10 protein-coding genes and 1 riboswitch are annotated in these 22,625 nt (G+C 69.8%); of the genes, 6 read left to right on the plus strand and 4 right to left on the minus strand.

The features are described 5' to 3' along the window. The first annotated feature begins 92 nt into the window (after positions 1-92). The 4 genes from lnt (at position 93) to ACQEVO_RS07895 (ending at position 17,559) form a co-directional block, all read left to right on the plus strand. Positions 93-1,733 (plus strand): apolipoprotein N-acyltransferase, encoded by a 1,641-nt coding sequence (gene lnt, locus ACQEVO_RS07880; protein WP_432910413.1) that lies wholly within the window; start codon positions 93-95, stop codon positions 1,731-1,733. Positions 1,734-2,106: 373 nt separating this feature from the next. Then, on the plus strand, positions 2,107-15,618 hold the full coding sequence (locus tag ACQEVO_RS07885) for an amino acid adenylation domain-containing protein (RefSeq protein ID WP_432910415.1): 13,512 nt from the start codon (positions 2,107-2,109) through the stop codon (positions 15,616-15,618). A 46-nt stretch (positions 15,619-15,664) separates the two neighbouring features. Further along, the gene (locus ACQEVO_RS07890; RefSeq protein WP_432910418.1) at positions 15,665-16,654 is read left to right on the plus strand and encodes an ATP-binding cassette domain-containing protein; all 990 of its coding nucleotides are present in this window, start codon (positions 15,665-15,667) and stop codon (positions 16,652-16,654) included. Between the two features lie 122 nt (positions 16,655-16,776). Next, positions 16,777-17,559, plus strand: a complete 783-nt coding sequence (locus tag ACQEVO_RS07895) for an ABC transporter permease (RefSeq protein WP_432922476.1) — start codon at positions 16,777-16,779, stop codon at positions 17,557-17,559. Between the two features lie 99 nt (positions 17,560-17,658). On the opposite strand, the gene ACQEVO_RS07900 is transcribed toward ACQEVO_RS07895, so the two are convergent. Then, complete coding sequence (locus ACQEVO_RS07900; protein ID WP_280397070.1) at positions 17,659-17,994, minus strand: RNA polymerase-binding protein RbpA; 336 nt, start codon at positions 17,992-17,994, stop codon at positions 17,659-17,661. Between the two features lie 425 nt (positions 17,995-18,419). On the opposite strand from ACQEVO_RS07900, the gene ACQEVO_RS07905 reads away from it, so the two are divergent. Then, positions 18,420-18,743, plus strand: a complete 324-nt coding sequence (locus tag ACQEVO_RS07905) for a hypothetical protein (RefSeq protein WP_432910421.1) — start codon at positions 18,420-18,422, stop codon at positions 18,741-18,743. Here ACQEVO_RS07905 and ACQEVO_RS07910 read toward each other — a convergent pair. Together ACQEVO_RS07910 and ACQEVO_RS07915 are read right to left on the minus strand one after the other, a co-directional pair. Further along, positions 18,694-19,845 carry a hypothetical protein gene (locus ACQEVO_RS07910; RefSeq protein WP_432910423.1) on the minus strand — a complete coding sequence of 384 codons (1,152 nt, stop codon included), beginning with the start codon at positions 19,843-19,845 and terminating at the stop codon, positions 18,694-18,696. The two genes, ACQEVO_RS07905 and ACQEVO_RS07910, sit on opposite strands and share 50 nt — an antisense overlap. A 107-nt stretch (positions 19,846-19,952) precedes the next feature. Beyond that, entirely contained in the window at positions 19,953-20,642 is a 690-nt protein-coding gene (locus ACQEVO_RS07915) for a M23 family metallopeptidase (protein WP_432910425.1), read from the minus strand. Positions 20,643-20,827: 185 nt separating this feature from the next. Here ACQEVO_RS07915 and ACQEVO_RS07920 point away from each other — a divergent pair, with 185 nt between their 5' ends. Continuing rightward, positions 20,828-21,145 (plus strand): ArsR/SmtB family transcription factor, encoded by a 318-nt coding sequence (locus ACQEVO_RS07920; RefSeq protein ID WP_432910428.1) that lies wholly within the window; start codon positions 20,828-20,830, stop codon positions 21,143-21,145. A gap of 11 nt (positions 21,146-21,156) precedes the next feature. On the opposite strand, the gene ACQEVO_RS07925 is transcribed toward ACQEVO_RS07920, so the two are convergent. Then, positions 21,157-22,134 (minus strand): glycosyltransferase family 9 protein, encoded by a 978-nt coding sequence (locus ACQEVO_RS07925; RefSeq protein WP_432910430.1) that lies wholly within the window; start codon positions 22,132-22,134, stop codon positions 21,157-21,159. Between the two features lie 253 nt (positions 22,135-22,387). Next, a riboswitch (cobalamin riboswitch) is annotated at positions 22,388-22,527 on the plus strand. Positions 22,528-22,625 lie beyond the last annotated feature (98 nt).

A 22,625-nucleotide genomic window follows, 5' to 3' on the forward strand; every position in this document is an offset into this window, starting at 1 on the left:
GCTCGAAGGGGTCCCTGTCCGGCGCCCGGGTGCATCCGGCCCAGAGGCGGGGCGGGAACGACGGCCGGCCGAGGGAACGACAGGATATACGTGTGGAACAGGGTGACAGGACGGCGAACCGGTGGGCCGATCAGTTGGGCCGATATCCCGCGGTGGTGCGATCGATCGGCGCGGTCGTCTCGGGGCTGCTGCTGTTCGGCAGCTTTCCGCCGCGGCCGTGGTGGTTCCTCGCACCGCTGGGGATCGCGCTGCTGACCCTGGTGTTGCGCAGCGGGGCCGGCTTGCGGGCCGGTTTCGGGTACGGATTCCTCGCCGGGCTGGCGTTCTTCCTGCCGTTGTTGCCGTGGACCGGAATTTATGTGGGTCCCGTGCCGTGGATCGCGCTGTCCACGGCATGCTCGGTGTACGTGGGCCTGTTCGGGGTTCTGGCGCGACTACTCGGCCGGCTCCCGGCTTGGCCCGTCTGGTTCGCCCTGGCCTGGACCGCGGCGGAATGGGGTAGGTCCAGTTTCCCGTTCGGCGGGTTTCCGTGGGGCCGGCTCGCGTTCGGTCAGGCGGACGGGTGGTTCCTGCCGGCGGCGATGCTGGGCGGGGCGCCGCTGGTGAGTTTCGCCGTCGCGCTCACCGGAACCTGCGCCGCGGCAGTTCTCCTGGCCGTCGGTCGCGAATTCTTCGGTGCTCACGACTCGCTCCGGTCTTCCGCGGCGGCGGTGCGCGCGCGCTGGGCCGCCCCGATCGCCGCCGCGCTGACCTGCCTGCTGCTTCCACTGGCCGGCCTCGGCCTGCGGGCGGCGCTCCCGGAACCGATGGCGGGCGACAGCACGATCACCGTGGCGGCGATCCAGGGCAGCGTGCCGCGCCTGGGCCTGGACTTCAACGCTCAGCGCCGCGCGGTCCTCGACAATCACGTCCGGCGGACCGAACAACTGGCCGACGAGGTGGCGGCCGGTCGGTTTCCGGCCCCGGATGTGGTCGTCTGGCCGGAAAACTCCTCCGATATCGACCCGTTGCGTAATCCGGACGCCGCCGCGCTCATTGCCGAGGCGGCCCGCCGGATCTCGGCGCCGATTCTGGTGGGCGCGGTGCTGGTGAACGGTGACCGCACCACGACGAATTCGGTAATGGTCTGGACCGCAGAAGGCGCTACGGGGGAGCGGCACGACAAAAAAATAGTACAACCCTTCGGTGAATACCTTCCCATGCGCGGATTCTTCCGGCTCTTTTCCGACTATGCGGACCGGGCCGGCTACTTCGTTCCGGGTCACGGTGACGGAACAATTCGGGCTTCGGGTACGGAAATAGGGATAGCAACCTGTTACGAGGTCGCTTTCGACCGGGCTTTTCGTGATTCGCTCCGGTCCGGAGCGCAATTGCTGGCGGTCCCGACAAATAATGCGACTTTCGGTGACAGTGAAATGACTTACCAGCAACTGGCGATGTCCAGAGTGCGGGCGGTCGAACACGGCCGGTCGCTGGTCGTCGCCGCGACCTCGGGTGTCAGCGCGATCATCGCCGCCGACGGCGGTGTCCGGCAGGAGAGTGCACTGTTCCGGCCGGAAGCGCTGGTCGCGCAGGTGCCGTTGCGGACGGCGACCACTCCGGCGACGGCTCTCGGGCCGTGGCCGGAACTCGCCGCCGTGCTCGTGACGGTGGTGGGTGCGGTCGTCGCGGTGGTCCGCCGACGGGCGGATCGACGGCTTCCCGAGAGTGCCGGATCGGCTGTTCGCGGCTGACCGGAGCTCGGTTCGCCGCCGTCGGCAGCGGGTTTGCCGAGACTTCGCCGGCCATCGATGCAGTGACTGTAAGTGACCGGTTTATTTTTTGACCGTCGAGGGTAAACAGACTTGCTCTTGATGCGTAGTATCTAGGCAACGCCCGGGCGGCCGGGTAAGAAGTGAGGCGAGATTCCGCCTCGAAGCGTATGACTGCGCCGGAATTCGGACATCGTGGTCCGAAAGCTGTTCCGGCTCCAGGTAACCATTCGGTTTCGACTGCCAATCCATTCAAGGTGACGCTCCGAATAACCAGTCGTGAATCACACCCACGACCGGTATCGATCGGCCGTGGGCTGTTCGGGGAGTGTCGAGCTGTAGAACGGAGTGATTGATGAGATCGTCGGCCACCGGGGTCGATAACGGTTCGTCGGCAGAACTTTCGGCCGAGCCCTTTCCGCTCACACCGGCGCAGACCGCGATGTGGTATGCCCAGCGAATTCAGCCGGAGATCCCTCTCATCATCGCCGAGTACGTGGTGTTCCACGGTGATCTGGACCCGGGCCTGCTGCTGTACGCGATCGAGCGGTTCGGGGTGGAAACCGAGGTGGGGCTGCAGCGGATCGTCCAGGTCGACGGGGTGCCACACCAGGTGGTGGAGCCGGCCCTGCGCCCGGATTGGGCGCGACTGGATCTGCGCGACGAACCCGACCCGCACGCCGCGGCCCTGCGCTGGATGCACGACGATGCCCGTACGCCGATCGATATCGACCACGATCCGCTGGTCTTCAACGCCGTGCTGCGCACGGGCGAACGCGATTACATCTGGTACTCGCGCGCCCACCACATCGTCATCGACGGGTATGCCGCGATGAACGCGCTGGTCCGAACGGCCGAGATCTACACCGCCTACGCCGAGGGCCGCGAACCCGCGGTATCGCGGGCGACCCCCTTGGCCGAGCTGTATGCCGGCGAGAACGACTACCGCAACTCGAAACGCTGCGCGGACGACGCCGGCTACTGGCGCGAAATCCTCGACGGCGCCGGCGAGGTGGTGACCCTGTCCACGGTCGCGAACGCACCGGCCACGGCGGTCGCGGGACGCCGGCTGGCCACCGCCGTACTGAGTGAGACCACCGAGGCCGCGGTCGCCGCGGCGGCCGGGCGGGGTGACACGTCGAATCCGGTGCTGTTCGCCGCGGCCATGGCCTGCTACGTGCGGGCGATCACCGGGGAAAACGATGTGGTGCTGAGCCTGCCCGTCTCCGCGCGCACGACGGTATCGCTGCGCCGTTCGGCGGGGGTGGTGTCGAATGTGGTGCCGCTGCGGATCCGGTTCGATCCCGGCACCACCCTCGAAGATGTGGTGCGCGTGGTGAGCAACCAGATCACCGGGGCCCTGCGCCATCAGCGCTACCGCCACGACGATATTCGCCGCGACTGCGGCTACGACCGCGATACCCGCGGTTTCTTCGGCCCGATGATCAACATCATGCTCTTCGCCCGGCCGCTGCGCTTCGCCGATCTCGACGTCTCCGTGCACGTCCTGGCCACCGGGCCGGTCGAGGATCTGTCGGTCAACCTCTACAACGCCGACGGCGGCCGCATGCATCTCGACTTCGAGGCCAACCCGCAGCTCTACAGCGAGGCCGACGTCGCGGCCCATCACCGGCGCTTCCTGGATTTCCTGGACCGTTTCCTCACCACCGATCTCGGCACCCCGGTGCGCGCGCTCACCGCACTCACCGCGGACGAACACCGGCAGGTCCTGCACACCTGGAACGACACCGTGGCCGCGGTCGAACCCGGCACGCTGGCCAGTATTTTCGACGACCGGGTGGCGCGCTGCCCGGAGGCCGAGGCGGTGCGTTTCGAGGGCGAAGCCCTGACCTACGCAGAACTCGATGCCCGCGCCAACCGGCTGGCGCGGCTGCTGATCGCCCAGGGTGCCGGGCCGGAGCGGGTGGTCGCGTTGTGCCTGCGCCGCAGTCTCGACCTCGTGGTCGCCATGTACGCGGTGGTCAAAACCGGTGCCGCGTACCTGCCGCTGGATCCGGAGCATCCGGTCGAACGGCTGGCGAAGATCGTGCACCGGGCCCGCCCGGTCGCGCTGCTGGCCGCCGCGCGGGACGGTCTGGCGCTTCCGGACAACGTCGCGGTGGTCGCCGTGGACACCGTGGAACTGTCCGCCCTGGATCCGGCGCCGGTCACCGACGCCGACCGGATCGCCCCGCTGCGCGCCGACCACCTCGCCTACCTGCTGTTCACCTCCGGTTCGACGGGCACCCCGAAGGGCGTCGGTGTCACCCACCGCGCGATCGTGAACCGGTTGCGCTGGATGCAGCACGAGTACCGGCTCGACCCCACCGACACCGTGCTGCAGAAGACGCCCGCGACCTTCGACGTCTCGGTCTGGGAGTTCTTCTGGCCGTTGCAGACCGGGGCCCGGCTGCTGGTCGCCCGGCCGGACGGCCACCGCGACCCGGCCTATCTGGCGCGGCTGATCCGCGAAGAACAGGTCACCACAGCGCATTTCGTGCCGTCCATGCTGTCGGTGTTCGTCACCGACGCCGAGGTGGGCGAATGTGTCACGCTGCGGCGGGTCTTCTGCAGCGGAGAGGCGTTGCCGCCGGCGACGGTGCGCGACTTCCGTGCCGCGCTGCCCGGCCCGCAACTGCACAATCTGTACGGCCCCACCGAGGCCGCGGTCGATGTGACCTATTGGGAGTGCCCGCCGGAACCGGTCACCGTGCCGATCGGCGCACCGGTGTGGAACACCCGGACCTATGTTCTGGACAGTGCGCTGCGTCCCGTCCCGCCCGGTGCGGTGGGCGAACTGTATCTGTCCGGGGTGCAGCTGGCCCGGGGATATCTCGGACAGGCCCCGCTCACCGCCGAACGGTTCGTCGCCGATCCGTTCCATCCGGGTGAGCGGATGTACCGCACGGGCGATCTCGCGCGCTGGCAGCTCGGCGGGGCCAAGGCCCGCCAAGGGGTCCTGGAATATCTGGGGCGCACCGATTTCCAGGTGAAGATCCGCGGTCTGCGTATCGAGCTCGGCGAAATCGAGGCGGCGCTGCTGGACGACGAGCGGATCGCCCGCGCGGTGTGCATCGCCCGCGCCACCCCCGCGGGCGATCAGCTCGCCGCCTATGTGGTGCTGCGCGGTGAGGCCCCGCTCGACACCGCGGCGCTGCGCGCCCGGATGGCACGCATTCTGCCGGGGTATATGGTCCCCGCGACGGTGACCGCGCTGCCCGAACTACCCCTCAACAGCAACGGCAAGATCGATCGGGCCGCCCTGCCCGCACCCGGGCCCGTCGGTGAGCGCACGCGGACCGCGCCGCGCACCGAGGTCGAAGAGGTCCTGGTCGCGATCTTCGCGGAACTGCTCGGCGTGCCCGAGGTCGGGATCGACGACGGTTTCTTCGAATTGGGCGGTAACTCACTGGTGGCCGCCCGCGCCGTGGCCCGGATCAACACCGCGCTCGGCACCGCACTGACCATCCGGGATCTGTTCGAGGCCGGCAGTATCGCCGCGCTCACCGAACGGTTCACCGTGCACGAACCCGACCTCACCTCCCCGCAGCTGGTACCGGTGCCACGCCCCGAGCGGATCCCGCTCTCCCCGGCCCAGCAGCGGCTGTGGATCCTCAACCGCTTCGCCGAGCACGCCGCCGCCTACAACATGCCGCTGGCCGTACAGCTCGACGGCAACCTCGATCTCGAGGCGCTGCGCGCGGGGCTGCGCGATGTGCTGCAGCGGCACGAAAGCCTGCGCACCACCTTCCCGGATCTCGGCGCCGGCCCGCAGCAGGTGGTGCATCCGCCGGCCGAGGTGCCGGTATCGCTCGAGCCGGTGGAGGTACCCGGCGACCGAGTCGCCGGCCTGGCCGCGGATTTCGTTTCCCGGCCGTTCGATCTGCGTACCGAACTGCCGTTCCGGGTCGCGCTGTACGCCGTCGACACCGATTGCCACGTCCTCGTCCTGGTGCTGCACCATATCTGCGGTGACGGCTGGTCGGTGGCGCCGCTGGTCCGCGACCTCACCGTCGCGGTCACCGCGCGTGCCGCGGGCCACGCCCCGGACTGGACCCCGCTGCCGGTGCAGTACGCCGATTTCGCGCTGTGGCAGCGCGAACTGCTCGGCGAGGAATCCGATCCGGCGAGTGCGCTGAGCCGCCAGATCACGCACTGGCGGGCCGAGCTCGCCGGCCTGCCCGATCAGCTCGATCTCCCGCTCGACCGGCCGCGGCCGGCGCATCGCTCCACCGCGGGCGGGAAGGTCGAGTTCACCATCCCGGCCGGAACCCGCCGCGCGGCCGCGGAACTGGCCGCGGCGCGCGGTGCGAGCATGTTCATGGTGGTGCACGCCGCCCTGGCGACCTTGCTGTCCCGGATCTGCGGGAGCACCGATATCGTGATCGGCACCCCCATCGCGGGCCGTACCGATCCCGCGCTGGACGAGCTGGTGGGGATGTTCGTCAACACCTTGGTACTGCGCACCGAGGTCGATCCGGCCGCCGATTTCGACCGGATGCTCGATATCGTGCGGGAAACCGATCTCAACGCCTTCGCCAATGCCGATGTGCCGTTCGAGCGGCTGGTGGAGGTGGTGAATCCGGATCGGTCCGGCGCCCGCCACCCGCTGTTCCAGGTGATGCTGTCCTACGACAACGCCGGCGAACTCGACCTGACCCTGCCCGGTGTGCGTACGGAGATCTTGGCCCTGGACGCCGATATCGCGAAGTTCGATCTCCAGCTCGAAATCCACGACGATAATTCCGGCGGCGAACTGCATGCCGAAATCGGCTATGCGACGGATGTTTTCGACGAACGGACGGTCGCGGCGATCGCCCGGCGGTTCGTCACCGTCCTGGAGGCCGTGGTGGCCGCGCCGCAGCGGCCGGTCGGTGATATCGATGTCCTGGACCGGCGGGAATACGGGAATCTGGTCCCGCTGGCGGGCGGTCCGGCGGAACCGCCGGTTTCGCTGGCCGAACTCCTGGGCCGGTCCGCGGTGCGCGATCCGGACGGTATCGCGGTGCGTTACCGCGGCCGTGACACCACCTACCGGGAGCTGGACGAGCGGGCCAACCGAGTGGCCCGGTTGCTGATCGCGCGGGGCGCCGGACCGGAAACCGTGGTCGCGCTGGCGCTGCCGCGCGGGCTGGACGCGATCACCGCGGTCTGGGCGGTCGCCAAGACCGGCGCCGCGTATGTGCCGGTCGATCCCGGATATCCGCGCGACCGGATCGCGCATATGCTCGGCGATTCCGGCGCGCTCCTGGGTATCACCGGCCCGGAACAGCTGGCAGTGGTGTCGGAACGTCCCGGCGCGGTCCGGCAGTGGCTGGTGCTGGGTGATCCCGTCTTCGAGAAGACGTGTGCGGCGGTATCGTCCGCGCCGGTCACCGACGCCGACCGGCTCCGTCCGCTGCGCACCATCCATCCGGCGTATCTGATCTACACCTCCGGATCCACCGGCACCCCCAAGGCCGTCGTCGTCACCCATGCCGGGCTCGCCTCGTTCGCCGCCGAGCAGAGCTACCTGTTCGGGGTCACTCCCGCCGCGCGCACGCTGCATTTCTCGTCGCCGAGTTTCGACGCCTCGGTGCTGGAGTTGCTGCTCGGATTCGCGTGTGGCGCAACGGTCGTCATCGCTCCACCGGAGATCTACGGCGGCAGCGAACTCGCGACCTTCCTGCGCGTCGAACGCATCACCCACGCCTTCGTCACCCCGGCCGCGCTGGCCACCGTCGACCCGGCCGGCCTGGACCGGCTGCAGACGGTCCTCGTGGGTGGCGAGGCCTGCGGACCCGAACTGGTGGCCACCTGGGCGGATCGCTACCGCATGCACAATATGTACGGCCCGTCCGAGGCCACCGTCGCTGCGACGATGTCGGCTCCCATGCGCGCCGGCCGTCCGGTGCCGCTGGGGCATCCGGTGCGCGGTATGCGGCTGTTCATCCTCGACTCCCGGTTGCGCCCGGTCCCGCCCGGCACACCCGGTGAGCTGTATCTCTCGGGTCCCGGTGTGGCCCGGGGCTATCACGGCCGCTGCGCGCTGACCGCCGCCCGGTTCCCGGCCAACCCGTACGGTCGCCGCGGGGAACGGATGTACCGCACCGGCGATCTGGTGGTGGCCGACCGGTCCGGCCGGCTGCGTTTCCTGGGCCGTGCCGACGACCAGGTGAAACTGCGCGGATTCCGGATCGAACTGTCCGAGATCGACCATGTCCTGCGCACCCATCCCGGAGTGCGCCGGGCACTCACGGTGGTGCACACCGACGCGCAGGGCCGCCAGCGTCTGGCCGCCTATATCGTCGCCGATGCCGCCGCCGTGGACCCCGCGGCGGTCCGTGCCACGGTACGCGGCCGGCTGCCGGGCTATATGGTCCCCGACGCGGTGACCGTGCTGCCGGAATTCCCGACCGCCCCCTCCGGCAAGCTCGACCGGAAGGCATTGCCCGAACCGGTCTTCCACGGCGCGGACGCGGCCTCCCGGCCCCCGGCCACCGATACCGAACGGCGGGTGGCGGAGGTGTTCGCCGAGGTGCTGGGTCGCGCGGTGACCGGTGCCGAGGACGGCTTCTTCGATCTGGGCGGTAATTCGCTGCTGGCCACCCGGCTGGTGGCCGGCCTGTACGACCGCTTCGGGGTGGACCTGCCGGTCCGGATCGTGTTCGAGGCTCCGACCGTGGCCGCCCTGGCCGAGCAGGTCACCCGGACTCCGGTGTCCGTCCGGGTCCCGCTCACAGCCTACGATCCGCGGCCCGAACGGCTTCCGCTGTCGCTGCCTCAGCAGCGGCTGTGGTTCCTCAACCGGTTCGCCCCCGAATCCAGCGCCTACAACATCGCCTTCGTGCTCGATATCGAGGGTGCCCTGGACGTACCGGCGCTGCGCGCGGCGCTGGGCGATCTCGTCGAACGGCACGAGGTGCTCCGCACCGTTTATCCCGACGACGGGGACGGCGCCCAGCAGCGGATTCTGCCCGCCGCGTGGGCGCTGCCGCCCCTGGAGCCGCAGGAGACCGATCCGGCCGGGGCCGCGGCGGCCCTGCACGAGGCCGCCACCACCGGTTTCGACCTCACCACCGGGGCCCCGCTGCGCGCGGTTCTGCTGCGGATCGGCCCCGACCGGTACCGGCTCGGGGTAGTGGTGCACCATATCGCCGCGGACGGCTGGTCGATGGCACCGCTGACCCGCGATCTGGCCCTCGCCTACCAGGCCCGCAGTGCCGCAGCGGCGCCGCAGTGGCAGCCCCTCGACGTGCAGTACGCCGATTTCGGGTTGTGGCAACGCGAGCACCTCGGTGCGGGCACCGACCCGGACAGCCTCGCCGCCCGGCAACTCGGTTATTGGCGTGACCAGCTCGCGGGCCTCCCCGAGGAACTGCCCCTGCCCTACGACCGGCCGCGCCCGGCCGAACCGCGGCAGACCGCGGGCACCGTGCGCTGCACCATCCCGGCACCGACCCGGCGGGCGCTCATCGAACTGGCCCGGGCGCAGGGCGTGAGCCCGTTCATGCTGCTGCGGTCGGCGCTGGCCGTCCTGCTGCGCGCGGTGACCGGCAGCCGCGATATCGCAATCGGCACGCCGGTCGCCGGGCGCACCGACCGGCGGCTCGACGAGCTGGTCGGTATGTTCGTCAACACCCTGGCCCTGCGGTCGGAGGTGGACCCGGCCCGCGCGTTCACCGAGCTGCTGCGCGCCGACCGGGATACCGAACTCGCGGCCCTCGCCCATGCCGATATCCCCTTCGAGCAGGTCGTCTCGGCGCTGGGCAGCGATCCCCGCGCGACCGGCCGCCATCCACTGTTCCAGGTCGCGCTCACCGTGCAGGACACTCCCGTCCCGCCGCTGGAACTGCCCGGGCTGTCGGTTTCGGCGGCCGCGCTCGATATCGCCCGGGCCAAATTCGATCTCGAACTGCGGGCGGGAGATCTGCGCGCCGGTGAGCTCGAATTCGTCTACGCCGACGAACTGTTCGACGATATGACGGTCCAGACCCTGGCGGACCGGTTCCTGCGCGTCCTGGCCGCCGTGGCGGCGCGACCGGATATGCCGGTGGGCGATATCGATACGCGGACCGAGCGCGAACGTACCCGCCTCAGCCCGGCCCGCGGGCCCATGCCCGGAATCCCGCGCACCCTCGCCGGATTGTTCGCCGCCACGGTGCTGTCCCACGGCCCCCGCCCGGCGCTATACACCGAGGACACCGTCCTCACCTACGCCGAACTCGACCGCCGCGCCAACCGGCTGGCGCGGGCGCTGATCCGGCGTGGACTCGGCGCGGGGGACAAGGTCGCGCTCGGGCTCACCCGGTCCGCCGATTCGGTGACGGCCATGCTGGCCATCGCCAAATCCGGCGCCGCGTTCGTCCCGGTGGACCCGAACTATCCGGTCGAACGGGTCGCGCATATGCTCGCCGATTCCGGCTGCCGGGTCGGGATCAGCCGTACCGGTCATGCGGACGCGCTGCGCGCCGCCGGCGGCGACCATATCGACTGGCTGTTGCTCGACACACCCGCCGGACGGCGGGAATCCGGGACGTCCGCCGACCCGGTCACCGACGCCGACCGGGTGCGCCCGGTACGGGTCGGGGATCCGGCATACCTGATCTACACCTCCGGATCGACGGGTAAACCCAAGGGCGTCACCGCCACCCACGGTTCGGTCGCCGATCTCGCCGACGAATTCCGGGACCGGCTGGCCGTGTACCCCGGCGCGCGGACCCTGCACTTCTCCTCACCGAGTTTCGATGCCGCGGTGCTGGACCTGCTGCTGGCCATCGGCGCCGGTGCCGCCATGGTGATCGTCCCGCCCGAGGTGTACGGCGGCGACGAACTGGCCGAACTCATGACCCGCGCCGAGGTCACGCATACCTTCATCACCCCGGCGGCACTGGCCACCATCGACCCGGCCCGGTGGCCGCTGCCGCGGTTGCGCGGCCTGATGGTCGGCGGCGAACACCTCGGCCCGGAACTGGTGGCGCGCTGGGCACCCGGGCGGCGGATGTTCAACGCCTACGGTCCGACCGAAACCACCGTCGTGGTCTCGGTGACCCCGGTCGCGGTCGATCGCCCGGCCGGACTGGGTGCGCTGATCCGCGGGGTCCGGGCGGTCGTCCTCGACGAACGCCTGCGTCCCGTGCCCACCGGGGTGCCCGGTGAGCTCTACCTGGGCGGACCCGGTCTGGCCCGGGGTTATCACGAACGATTCGGCCTCACCGCGGCCCGTTTCGTCGCCGACCCGTACGGCCCGGCCGGCTCCCGGATGTACCGCACCGGCGATGTCGTGCGCTGGACCCCCGACGGGGACCTGCGTTACCTGAGCCGTAGCGACAACCAGGTGAAGATGCGCGGTTTCCGGATCGAACTCGGCGAGATCACCGGCGCGCTCACCGCGCATCCGGCCGTGCACTTCGCCCATACCGAGGTACGCCGGGTCGCCGGGGTGGACCGGTTGGTCGCCTACGTCCACCCGGCCGATCCGGCGCACCGGCCCGACGCCGAGGAACTGCGCGACCATCTGGCGCAGCGGCTGCCCCGGCATATGGTGCCGACCGCCTTCGCCCTGCTGGACGAGATCCCGCTGACCCCGGTCGGGAAACTCGATATCGCCGCCCTGCCCGAGCCGCAGGCACCCGCCGCGGGATCCGCCGGACGGGCCCCGCACACCGCCACCGAACAGTTGGTCGCCACGATCATGGGCGAACTGGTGGACGCCGAGGTCACCGATACAGGCGACAGTTTCTTCGATATCGGCGGCAACTCCCTGCTGGCGACGCAGCTGGTGGGCCGGCTGGCCGCGGCCACCGGAGTCCGGCTGGCGGTGCGGACGGTCTTCGCCGCGCCGACCGTCGCCGAACTGGCGGCCCGTCTCGACGGGGAAACGGCCGGGGACACCGGACCGGCCCTGGTCCGCCGGGAACGGCCCGAACGGATTCCGTTGTCGCCGGCCCAGCACCGGCTGTGGTTCCTCAACCGGTTCGGCGGCGCCGATCCCGCCGCGACACCGGGCGCCTACAACATTCCCGTGGTACTGCGGTTGCGCGGTCCGCTGGACCGCGCGGCCCTGGCCACGGCGCTGCATACCGTGCAGCAGCGGCACGAAACCCTGCGGACGGTGTTCCCGGAGATCGATGGGGAGCCCGCACAGGTGGTGCGCGACCTCGGCGAGGCCGCGGTCGAGTTGCTGACTCCGCCGACCGAACCGGGCGGCCCGCACTCCGCCGTCGCGCGGTTCATCGCACCGGGTTTCGACCTGGCGCACGAAATACCCTTGCGGGCAGCGCTTTTCGAGGTTGGACCGGACGATCACATCCTGGTTCTGGTGGTGCACCACATCGCGATGGACGGGTGGTCGCTGGAACCGCTGGCCGCCGATGTGGCCGGCGCGTACCGGGCGGTGCGGCTCGGGTCCGACCCGGGGGCCGATACCGATCAGCTGCAGTACATCGACTACACGCTGTGGCAACGCGAACTACTCGGCGACGAGGACGATCCCGGATCGTTGATCCGCGGCCAGCTCGACTACTGGCGCGAGGCCCTCGACGGCCTGCCCGAACTCCTGGCCGTCCCCGCCGACCGCCCGCGCCCGCCGGTGCCGTCCTACCGCGGCGGCACCGTGGCGGAACGGCTCGACGCCCGGGTGCACCGGGACCTGCGCGAACTGGCGGCCCGCCACAACGTGAGCGTGTTCATGGTGCTGCACGCCGCGCTGGCCGTGCTGCTGCACCGGCTCACCGGAGCCGGCGATATCGCCGTCGGGACGCCGGTCGCCGGGCGCGGGCACCCCGAGCTGGACCGGATGATCGGGATGTTCGTCAACACCCTGGTGCTGCGGACACCGGTCGAATCCGGGCAGCAGTTCACCGATCTGCTCGACACCGTGCGCGAAACCGATCTCGACGCCTTCGCGCACGCCGAGCTGCCGTTCGAGCGGCTCGTCGAAATCCTCAACCCGGTGCGCTCGCAATCGCATCATCCGCTGTTCCAGGTGATGCTCTCGGTACGCGACGAACCGGTGCGGGCGCTGGAATTGCCGGGTCTGAGTATCGAGGCGCTGGATACCGACGCCGGCATCGCGAAATTCGATCTCCAGTTCACCCTCACCGAATGCCGGGACGCGGACCGGTCGCCGGACGGTATCGCCGTCGCGGTGAACTACAGCGCGGATCTGTTCGACGAGCCGACCGCGGCGCGGCTGGGACGCCGGCTGGTGCGGCTGCTCGGCGCGATCGCCGCCGACCCGTCCGTGGTCATCGGCGATCTGGAACTGCTCGAGCCCGCGGAATGGTCGGCGCTGGCTCCGCTGCGCCGCGCCGATCCGGACCATCCGGTCACCCTGCCCGAGGTCTTCGCAGCCGCGGCCTCCGTGGACCGGCGGGCGGTCGCGCTGGCCGCCGCCGGTGTGGAGATCACCTACGATGCGCTCGATCGCTGGAGCAACCGGCTGGCGCGGGTTCTCACCGGTTACGGAGTCGGGCCGGAAACACTTGTGGCACTGGGCATCCCACGCACGGTGGAATCGGTGGCGACGGTGCTGGCGGTGACCAAGACCGGGGCGGCTTTCGTCCCGGTCGACCCGGGGTATCCGGCCGCCCGGATCAGCCATATGCTCACCGATTCCGGTGCCGCGCTGGGCCTGACCCTCGCCGAGTACCGGGCCGGGCTCGCCGGTTCGGTGCGCTGGCTGGCGCTGGACGATCCCGAATTCCGGGAAGAGGTGCTGCACGCGTCGAGCGCACCGCTGTCCGACGCCGACCGGACCGGGCCGCTGCGGATGGACAATCCGGCCTACGTCATCTACACCTCCGGCTCCACCGGCACCCCGAAAGGCGTGGTCGTCACCCATCGCGGGCTGTCGAACTTCGCGGCGGAAACCGCGCAGCGGTTCGAGGTCCGGCCCGGCAGCCGCATCCTGCATTTCGCGACGCCGAGCTTCGACGCCGCCATGCTCGACCTGTTGTTCGCGCTCGGCGGTGCCGCGACCCTCGTGCTGACCCCGCCCGGTGTGGTGGGCGGGGCCGAACTGGCCCGGGTGCTGATCGCCGAACGGATCACCCACGCCTTCATCACCACCGCCGCGCTGGCCACGGTGGACCCGGCCGGTATCACCGACTTCCAGCATGTTCTCGTCGGTGGCGAAGCGCTGCCGGCGGAGGTCGTCGCGCGCTGGGCGCCGGGCCGCAACCTGCACAACGTCTACGGTCCCACCGAGACCACCATCGTCACGGTGGTGTCGCCGCCGCTGGTGCCCGACGGCGCGATCCCGATCGGGGAACCGATCCGCGGGGTCGCCGCGATGGTGCTCGACGCCCGGCTGCGCCCGGCACCGCTCGGGGTCACCGGGGAGCTCTATCTCGCCGGTGGCGCACTGGCCCGCGGCTATCACGATCGCCCCGGGCTCACCGCGCAGCGGTTCGTCGCCAACCCGTTCGGCAAACCGGGGGAGCGGATGTACCGCACCGGCGATCTGGTCCGCATCGGGACGGGTGCCGACGGCGGGCCCGGTGATATCGAGTATGTCGGCCGTACCGACCACCAGGTGAAGATCCGCGGATTCCGGATCGAACTGGGCGAGATCGACGCCGCGCTGAGCCGGCATCCCGCGGTCGAGTTCTCGTATACCGCCGGACATCGCACCCCCGCCGGCGCGACCGCGCTGGTGTCGTATGTGAAGGCCGTACCGGAGACCACCGCGGCCGAACTGACCGCGCACCTGTCCGGCCTGGTGCCCAATTACATGGTTCCGCAGTCGATCATGCTGATCGACCGGCTGCCGTTGACCCCGGTGGGCAAACTCGATCGGTCGGCCCTGCCCGAACCGGTGTTCGCCGGGGGCGAGGGTTATCGGGCCCCCGCGAACCCCGTCGAAGCGGCCCTGTGCGCGATCTTCGCCGAGGTGCTCGGGGTCGAACGGGTAGGCGCCGGGGACGGGTTCTTCGAACTCGGCGGCAATTCCCTGCTCGCCACGAAAGTGGTCGCCCAGGCCCGCGAGGCCGGACTCGATCTGCCGATGCAATTGCTGTTCGGTGAATCCACCCCGGCCGCCCTCGCCGCCCGGCTCGGCGACGGTACCGCGAGCGACGCCATGGATCTCGCGCTCGCGCCGGTGCTGCCGCTGCGGCCCGATACGGGTTCGGGCCGCGCCCCGCTGTTCTGTGTGCATCCGGCCATCGGTTTGTCCTGGTGCTACGCCGGACTGCTCGCCGAACTCCCCGCCGACCAGCCGGTCTACGGGCTGCAGGCACCGCAGGCCGCGGGCGAACCCGGATTCGGCTCGATCGCCGAGGTCGCCGAGCACTATCTGGCCCATATCCGGTCGGTGCAGCCGCACGGGCCCTATCAGTTGCTCGGCTGGTCGCTGGGCGGTCTCATCGCGCACGAGATCGCCGTGCGGTTGCAGGCGGCGGGGGAGGAGGTCGCGTCGCTGACCATGCTCGACAGCTACCGGCTCTCCGACGATCTGGCCGAGCACGCCATGCCGTCGATCGCGGAGATCCTCGGCGAGTTCGGTGGCGAACTCACCGTGGACGGCGCGGAACCGACCCTGGCCGAGGCCGCGGAAATGCTGCGCTCGCGTCCGGGCCCGTTCGCAGCGCTCACCCTCGAGCATCTGGAACGGCTCTACGCGGGCTACGCCGACGGCACCGTACAGGCCAACGGGTTCCGGCCCGGTGTCTACGACGGCGATCTGCTGTTCTTCGCCGCCGCCACCGATCCGGTGAACCGCGAGGCCGCCGACCGGCGGCCCGCCGCGTGGCAGGAATACGTCACCGGCACGGTGCTCGCCCACGACGTGGAGTGCACGCACGCGGAGATGACCACGGCGCAATCGCTGGCGGTGATCGGACCCGTACTGCGCGAGCGTCTCGGCGCCCGCCCGCGCCGGTGACGCCGGCGCGACCACAGCCCGGTATCGAAACGAAGGAGAACGCTCAGTGAAGCCCGCGGTGCAGATCACCGGCCTGGTGAAGAACTACGGCCGGGCCTGCGTTTTGGACGATGTCGATCTCGAAATACCCGCCGGTACCGTGATGGGGCTACTCGGACCCAACGGCGCCGGCAAGACCACCACTGTCCGTATCGTGACCACGCTGTTGCGGCCCAACGCCGGAACGGTGCGGGTCGCCGATGTCGATGTGCTGCACGATCCGGCGGCCGCCCGGCGCCTGATCGGACTGTCCGGCCAGTACGCGGCGGTGGACGCCAACCTCACCGGCTACGAGAACCTGCGCATGGTCGCCCGGCTCTACGGGATGACCCGCGACAGGGCCGCCCATCGCGCCCGGGAACTGCTGGGCCAGTTCGGGCTCGAGGACGCGGCCGACCGCCGGGCCGGAACCTACTCCGGCGGGATGACCCGCCGCCTCGATCTGGCCGGCGCGCTGATCGCCCGCCCGCCCGTGGTGGTCCTCGACGAACCGACCACCGGTCTCGATCCGCGGGCCCGCACCGATATGTGGCGGGTGATCGGCGATCTCGTCCGCGACGGCACCACCGTTCTGCTGACCACCCAGTATCTGGAGGAAGCCGACCGGCTCGCCGACCAGATCACGGTGATCGACAAGGGCCGGGTCATCGCGCGCGGCTCCTCGGACGAACTCAAATCCTCGATCGGCGGCGACCGGCTCACCGTCACCCTGGCCCCCGGCCAGGATCCGGCGCCCGCGCTGCGGGTGCTCGCCGATGTCGGCCTCGGCGAACCCGCACACGAAGTGAGTGTGAACGAGGTGTCGGTGGTGGTCGCCGACGGCTCCCGCACCATGGTCGAAGCGCTGCGCCGGCTCGACGACGCAGATGTGCTGGCCGTCGATGCCCGCGTGCACCGGCCCAGCCTCGACGACGTTTTCCTGTCCCTCACCGGCACTCCGGCGACCCCGGACACCGAGCCGGAATCCAGCGATGTACCCGAGGAGATCATGTCGTGAGCACCGCAGAAGTAGCGGTCGAAGAAACCGAAACCACCGGCCGGACCGAGGAGGACGCCGCGGAAACCGATCACGCTCCCGCCTCGCACCGGATCCCGAAATCGACCGAGCCCCGGCTGCGGATCATCCGCGACAGCGCGATCGTGGCGCACCGCAACCTGCTCACCATCATGCGGGTGCCCACGCTGCTGGTCACCGCCACGGTGCAGCCGCTGATGTTCGTTTTCCTGTTCGCCTACGTTTTCGGCGCATCCCTCGGCGGTGGCGAATACCGGGAATTCCTGATCGCCGGGATCATGGCGCAGACGGTCGCGTTCAGCGCCGCGTTCACCACCGTCGGCCTGGCGGGCGACCTGGAGAAGGGCATCATCGACCGGATGCGGGCGCTGCCCATGTCGCGGCTGGCGGTGCTGATGGGCCGTACGCTCTCGGACCTGGTGGTGAGCATGTTGAGCCTGGTGGTGATGACCGTCTGCGGTTACATCGTCGGCTGGAGTATCGAAGGCGGTGTGGCCGATGCCGTGCTGGCCTACGGGGTGATCCTGCTGTTCGCGTTCGCGATGTCGTGGGTCGGTGCGCTCACCGGTCTGCTCGCGCCGAACGTCGAGGTCGCTCAGAGCGCGGGCTTGATCTGGTTGTTCCCGCTGTCGTTCATCTCCTCGGCGTTCATCTCCGCGCAGACCCTGCCCGGTCCGCTGCGCACCATCGCCGAATGGAATCCGATCACCGCGGTCGCGGCGACCGGCCGGAAACTGTTCGACAACAGCGCGCCGCCGTCGTTCGCCGCGCCGACCGGATGGCCCGCCGAGCACTGTGTGGAATACGCCGTGCTCTGCTCGGTGGTGATCCTGCTCGTCGCGATGCCGTTGGCGCTACTGCGCTACCGCCGCGTCGCCAGCCGCTGACTCGAATACGACAAAGGCCGTACCCGCCGGATGATCCGGCGGGTACGGCCTTGTCAGCCGGTGCCCGTATGCGCGGGCGATGACCCCTGGGGCGGTGTATCAGCCCCGGCGGCGGGTCTTGAGCAGTTCCAGCCGCTCCTTGAGCAGCTCCTCGAGTTCTTCCTTACTGCGCCGCTCCAGCAGCATGTCCCAGTGCGTGCGCGGCGGCTTCACCTTCTTCGCCTCCTGGGTGCTGCCCTCGAGCAGCACCCCCTCCTGGCCGTTGCGGCACAACCAGGTGGGCGGGATCTCGGCGTCGTCCGCGAACGGGACATCGAATTCTTCACCATTGTCGGTCCGGTACCGGGCGATCCGGCGCGGAGCCAGATCATGGTCGCGGTCGGTTTCGTAGCTCACCGCTCCGAGCCGGCTGCCCCGGAGTACGCGATCTGCCATCTGTACAGGTCCTCTCTGTGTTGTCGGCGCGTTACCGCGCGCTGGTCCACGGGTTCCCGGCCATCCGGCCCCGGGACACCGGATCGGTTACGCCTCTCGGCGTATCCGCTGCGGTGCACCGGAACCCGGGCCGGGGCGGACCGGTGGGTTGACCCCTGTGGTTGTGCTGACGCGAGCTTCGTGGGCTCGCGTTTCGCCGGCCGTTGCCTTCCGCCGACCGTTCGGGTCACGTCTGCGAACCGTTCCCGCTCCACGAATCGACGATTCGTGCCGGTCCCGGCCGTGCGCCCTGTTCTTGTCAACGTTCGTGAGGGTCGATCCGTTCCCAGTTCGGGAGAGCCTATTGATTGTACGGCGTCGTGCGCGCGGTGCTGCGCGGTGTGCGGTGTGTGCCGCTGCGCGGCGGCCCATTAGGGTGTCGGGTCATGTCGCGCCGGTTGCAGTCCTGTTTGTGGTGTGGTCGGGAAATCGTTGATACGGAGGCGGGGCGGCGGCGCCGGTACTGCCGGCAGTCCTGCCGCCAGCGGGCTTACGAGCATCGCAACAATGTGAAGGGCACTGGTATCCCCGCCGATTCGGTGGTGCTGAGTGCGGCCGAGGCCGCGGCGCTCGCGGACCGCTGGTTCGCGGCCCGCTGCGCCGCCGAGGATGTGGCCACCGCGATCGACGAGGGTGCCGATACCGCCGAGCTCGCGCGGCTCAGTGCGGTACTGGTCGAACTCGCGCGCGACGCCGAACGGTTGCGCTGATCCCGCTGGAGATTGTTTGCTCCGGATGCGGCGGGCCCGGATTTCGCCGGGCCGGATCCGGTTCGCGAGATCCTCGGCGCGGCGGCAGCGCCGGCGCGGCGCGGATGATCATCACGACGAGCCCCGTGCCGAGCAGCGCCAGGCCGAGCAGGGCGAACAGGGTGGCCGAATCCGGATGGATCAGCGACTGCCCGCGCATCGCCTGCCAGAACGTGATCGCCTGCAGACCACCCCCGCCCAGGACCGCCACCCCGATCAGCCGGCTGCGGGTGCGGGCCGGGCGCAGCCACGAGTACCGTCGCGCGCACCAGGCCAGCAGTACGACAACGGCGAGCAGAACCTGGATTCCGTGCAACCCGACGAAATGCGGTATCCGCAGATCGCCCCCGATGGTGCTCCAGTGGGTGATCGGCATCCCGGCCACGGCGTCCGGCGTGCCCACCGCCGCCCGGGTGTCCGCGTCGACGACGGTATGCCCCGCGGCCAATTCCACCAGCCGGCCGTCGGCGGTGCGGGCGAGCTGGACGCCGGTGAACCCCATCAGATATCCGAGCGCCATCGAGACCACAGCCATCGCCAGCCCGCCCCGAATTGCCCACACAGTCGGCCGATCCGCGCCGGGACGTATCGAAACGATCACGGCGATCAGCAGATTCGCGACGAAAAGGCCGGGTACGCCCGAAGCGAAGATCATTTGCCCGATTTCGTTCACCGGATCGGTTTCGGTATTGAAATGACTGAAGGTGCCGCGGGCGGCCTGGATCACCACGAATCCCACGTCCACGACCGTGGTGACCGCGAAGACAACGCCCAGCCACCAGGTGAAACGCCGTCCCGCATGGGGTAGTGAGAGCAGCCAGGCCAAGGTGAGCGAATACAGCACGAAGGCCAGCCCGAATTTCACCGGTTTCAGCCAGACCGATTCGCCGAGGATCTGCCGGTCGTCGACGAACATGGCGACCAGGCCGAAAAACACCAGACCGGCCATTGCCGCGGAACTGAGCAGCAAAGGCCGGTGCAGGCGCCCGATCACCCGACATGGACCGGAGGTCGTGGTGTGGCCGGAGAATTCCGGCCCGCCGGGAAGCGATATTTCTGACATGGGCCGACGGTAGAAACGCAACCCCACTCGGGGCGTCCCGCTGGGGGACGGAGTGGTTCCGCTACCTGGGTACCGTTACCGGCCGCCGGTATGGAACACGGGTATCGTCAGCCGGGGAAGTTCATGACGTCCATGCCGCGCGCGGCGAACCACGGCTGCGGGTCGATCTTGCCGACACCGGGCTGGTGCACCTCGTAGTGCAGATGCGGGCCGGTGGACTGGCCGCGGCTGCCGACCGTCGCGATCACATCGCCGGCGCGGACCGGCTGGCCGACCTGCACCAGGATGTCCTGCATATGGCCGTACACGCCGACGGTGCCGTCGTCCTGCTGGACGCGGACCCACAGGCCGAAACCGGTGGCCGGGCCGGCTTCGATCACGGTGCCGTCGGTGACCGATTTGATCGGCACACCCTGATTGCCGGCGAAATCGATACCGAAGTGGTTGGCACCCCAGCGGGGGCCGAAACCGGAGCTCACGACGGCGTCGACGGGACGTACGGTGGTCGGCCGGGGCGGCGGGGGCAGCGGGATCCCGGGGATCTGGAAGGGGAACGAGACGGGCTGGGCGGCGGGCTGGGCCGGTGCCGGTGCGGCGGCCGGTTCGGCAGGCGCCTGCGCAACCGCCGTGGCGGCCACTGTGTTGATCTTTTCGTTATCGGAGTCTGCTCCGGCGGCGAAGAGGCCGAAACCGGCGCAGAGCGCGGTCGTGGTGGCGACAACCTGCGTCGTTACGCGACGACGGCCGATCGACGGCACCGTGAGCTTGCGGAGAGGTAACGGAAGGGTCACGGGCATGACTAACAAGCTAGGGGACTTGCATGCCGGGTCAGCAAGCTTGTGGCAACCGTCACGCGGGCGCATAAGCCCAGGTCGCTTATAACCGAACGGTAACGGAAGCGGAAATATCCCGCGTCGAGCTGCACAAATGTGACATTCGGCCGTGATTGACCGCGAGTGTGCGCAATGGAGACACTTTATGAGTGGTCGCTAACAGAGTTGCGCCGCTGATCGCCCTGGCCGACCCCACCCGGCGGGCGATATTCGAAGCGTTGCCCTCGGGGCCGCGCTCGGTGGGTGAGTTGGCGAAACAGGTGGGGATCAGCAGTTCGGCCGTCTCGCAGCATCTGCGCGTACTGCGCGAAGCGCGCCTGGTGATGGTGCGTCCCGTCGGCAACCGCCGGCTCTATTCGCTGGACCCGCGCGGCCTGGGCGACGCCCGCGACTACCTCGAACAGTTCTGGCCGAGCGCCCTGGCCGCCTACGCCGCCGCACTCAATGAAGCCCGCGGCCGGGTCTGAGTCCGCAGCGGTCAGCCCACGCGGCGGTACGCGGCGCCGGCGACCCCGGCCTCGGCGCGCCGCTTCCCGAGCTGCCGGTCGAGGGCCGCGACCACCTCGGTGACGCCGATCTGCAGGAGACCGGGGTCGGGGGACGAGCCCTCACGGTCGCCCGTGCGGCCCGCCCACAACACCTCGTGCCGGGCGAGCAGGTGTCCGGGAGGTCCGCTCTCGGCGGGGGAGGTGGGGCCGAACAGTTGCACCGTGCGGGTACCGAACGCGGTCGCCAGATGGGCGACACCGGTATCGCCGCACAGCACCACCGAGGCCTCGGCCACGGTCGCGGCCAGTTCGATCAGATTCTGCTTCCCGGCCAGCACCCGGTGCCCCGCCAGGCCCGCGCGGGCCGCGATACCGTGGGCGCGTTCGCGGTCGCATTCGTCGCCGGTGAGCACCACCTCGTACCCCAGCACCAGCAGATGCCGGATCACGGCCGCGAACCGGTCGGCCGGCCAGCGCCGCGCGGCGGCGCCCGCACCGACGTGCACGACCACGCAGTCGCGGTGGCTGGTGGTCGCCACCGGGGGGACGAGGCCCAGGTTGCGGCGGTCGGCACCGATACCGTCGAATTCCAGCAGATGGCACCAGCGGTCGATCGGATGCCGCTGCTCGTGCCACTCCGGGCCGGGGATCTCCGGGAACGCCGGATTGCGGTAGGTGAGGATCCGCTCGGCACCGGTTTTGGTGAGTTCCACGATCGGTGTGGTCTCGGCCCCGTGCAGATTGATCGCGAGCTTCGGCGCCGGTCCGTCCCAGCGCAACCCCTGCGGATCGGCGATCGGCACCATCTCGTCCACCAACGCGATCAACTCGACGATCGGACGCAGCCGGTGCGGGGTGGCGAGGACGAGATGATCGCTGCGCCGGGCCCGTCGCAGGGCACGCAACGCCGGAACAGCGGTGAGCAGCTCACCGAGACCGCGTGCCTGAAGCACGAGAACTACCGACACCCGACTCTCCTAGCCACCTGTTGCCCGTTGTGCCGCCCCCTCCCCGCACCACCCCGAGGGCCGGCTCACGACGAGAGCATTCCTTAGCTGGACTACCCGTGGCACCGGTGGGCAAACGTCGGCCGATCGCGTCCTGGATCACATGCCGGGCGGTAGCCGCCGGACGGGCTCACTCGCGGTGGCGTTACGTCCCCGGTCCGGTTCCCGCGCGCCGCACGATCGGGCGGCAGTATGGTGCGCGCCACTTCGGGCGCCGATGTGGTTGCGCGGCCGCCGCTTCGGTAATGTCGGCAAGGTCCGCAGGGAAGACCGGTGCAAGTCCGGGGCTGTCCCGCAACTGTGAGGTTCGTCCGCGAGCCGAAGCCAGATACCTGCGGATGAAGGACTGAACGGTCATGATCACGTGGGTATTGATCGATGCGCCGAACCGGCCGCCGCCGCGCGGGCCGGTTTCGCATGTCTGTGTCGCGTGAACTGCCTGACGCGACGGG

Origin of the sequence: Nocardia sp. CA-290969, from assembly GCF_050936135.1 — a bacterium.
Taxonomy (GTDB): Bacteria; Actinomycetota; Actinomycetes; order Mycobacteriales; family Mycobacteriaceae; genus Nocardia.

What these genes read in the sequence shown, in the direction of transcription:
- ACQEVO_RS07885 (WP_432910415.1), top strand. Translation starts at nt 2,107, where the DNA reads ATGAGATCGTCGGCCACCGGGGTCGATAACGGTTCGTCGGCAGAACTT.
- ACQEVO_RS07900 (WP_280397070.1), bottom strand. Translation starts at nt 17,994, where the DNA reads ATGGCAGATCGCGTACTCCGGGGCAGCCGGCTCGGAGCGGTGAGCTAC.
- ACQEVO_RS07905 (WP_432910421.1), top strand. Translation starts at nt 18,420, where the DNA reads ATGTCGCGCCGGTTGCAGTCCTGTTTGTGGTGTGGTCGGGAAATCGTT.
- ACQEVO_RS07910 (WP_432910423.1), bottom strand. Translation starts at nt 19,845, where the DNA reads ATGTCAGAAATATCGCTTCCCGGCGGGCCGGAATTCTCCGGCCACACC.
- ACQEVO_RS07915 (WP_432910425.1), bottom strand. Translation starts at nt 20,642, where the DNA reads ATGCCCGTGACCCTTCCGTTACCTCTCCGCAAGCTCACGGTGCCGTCG.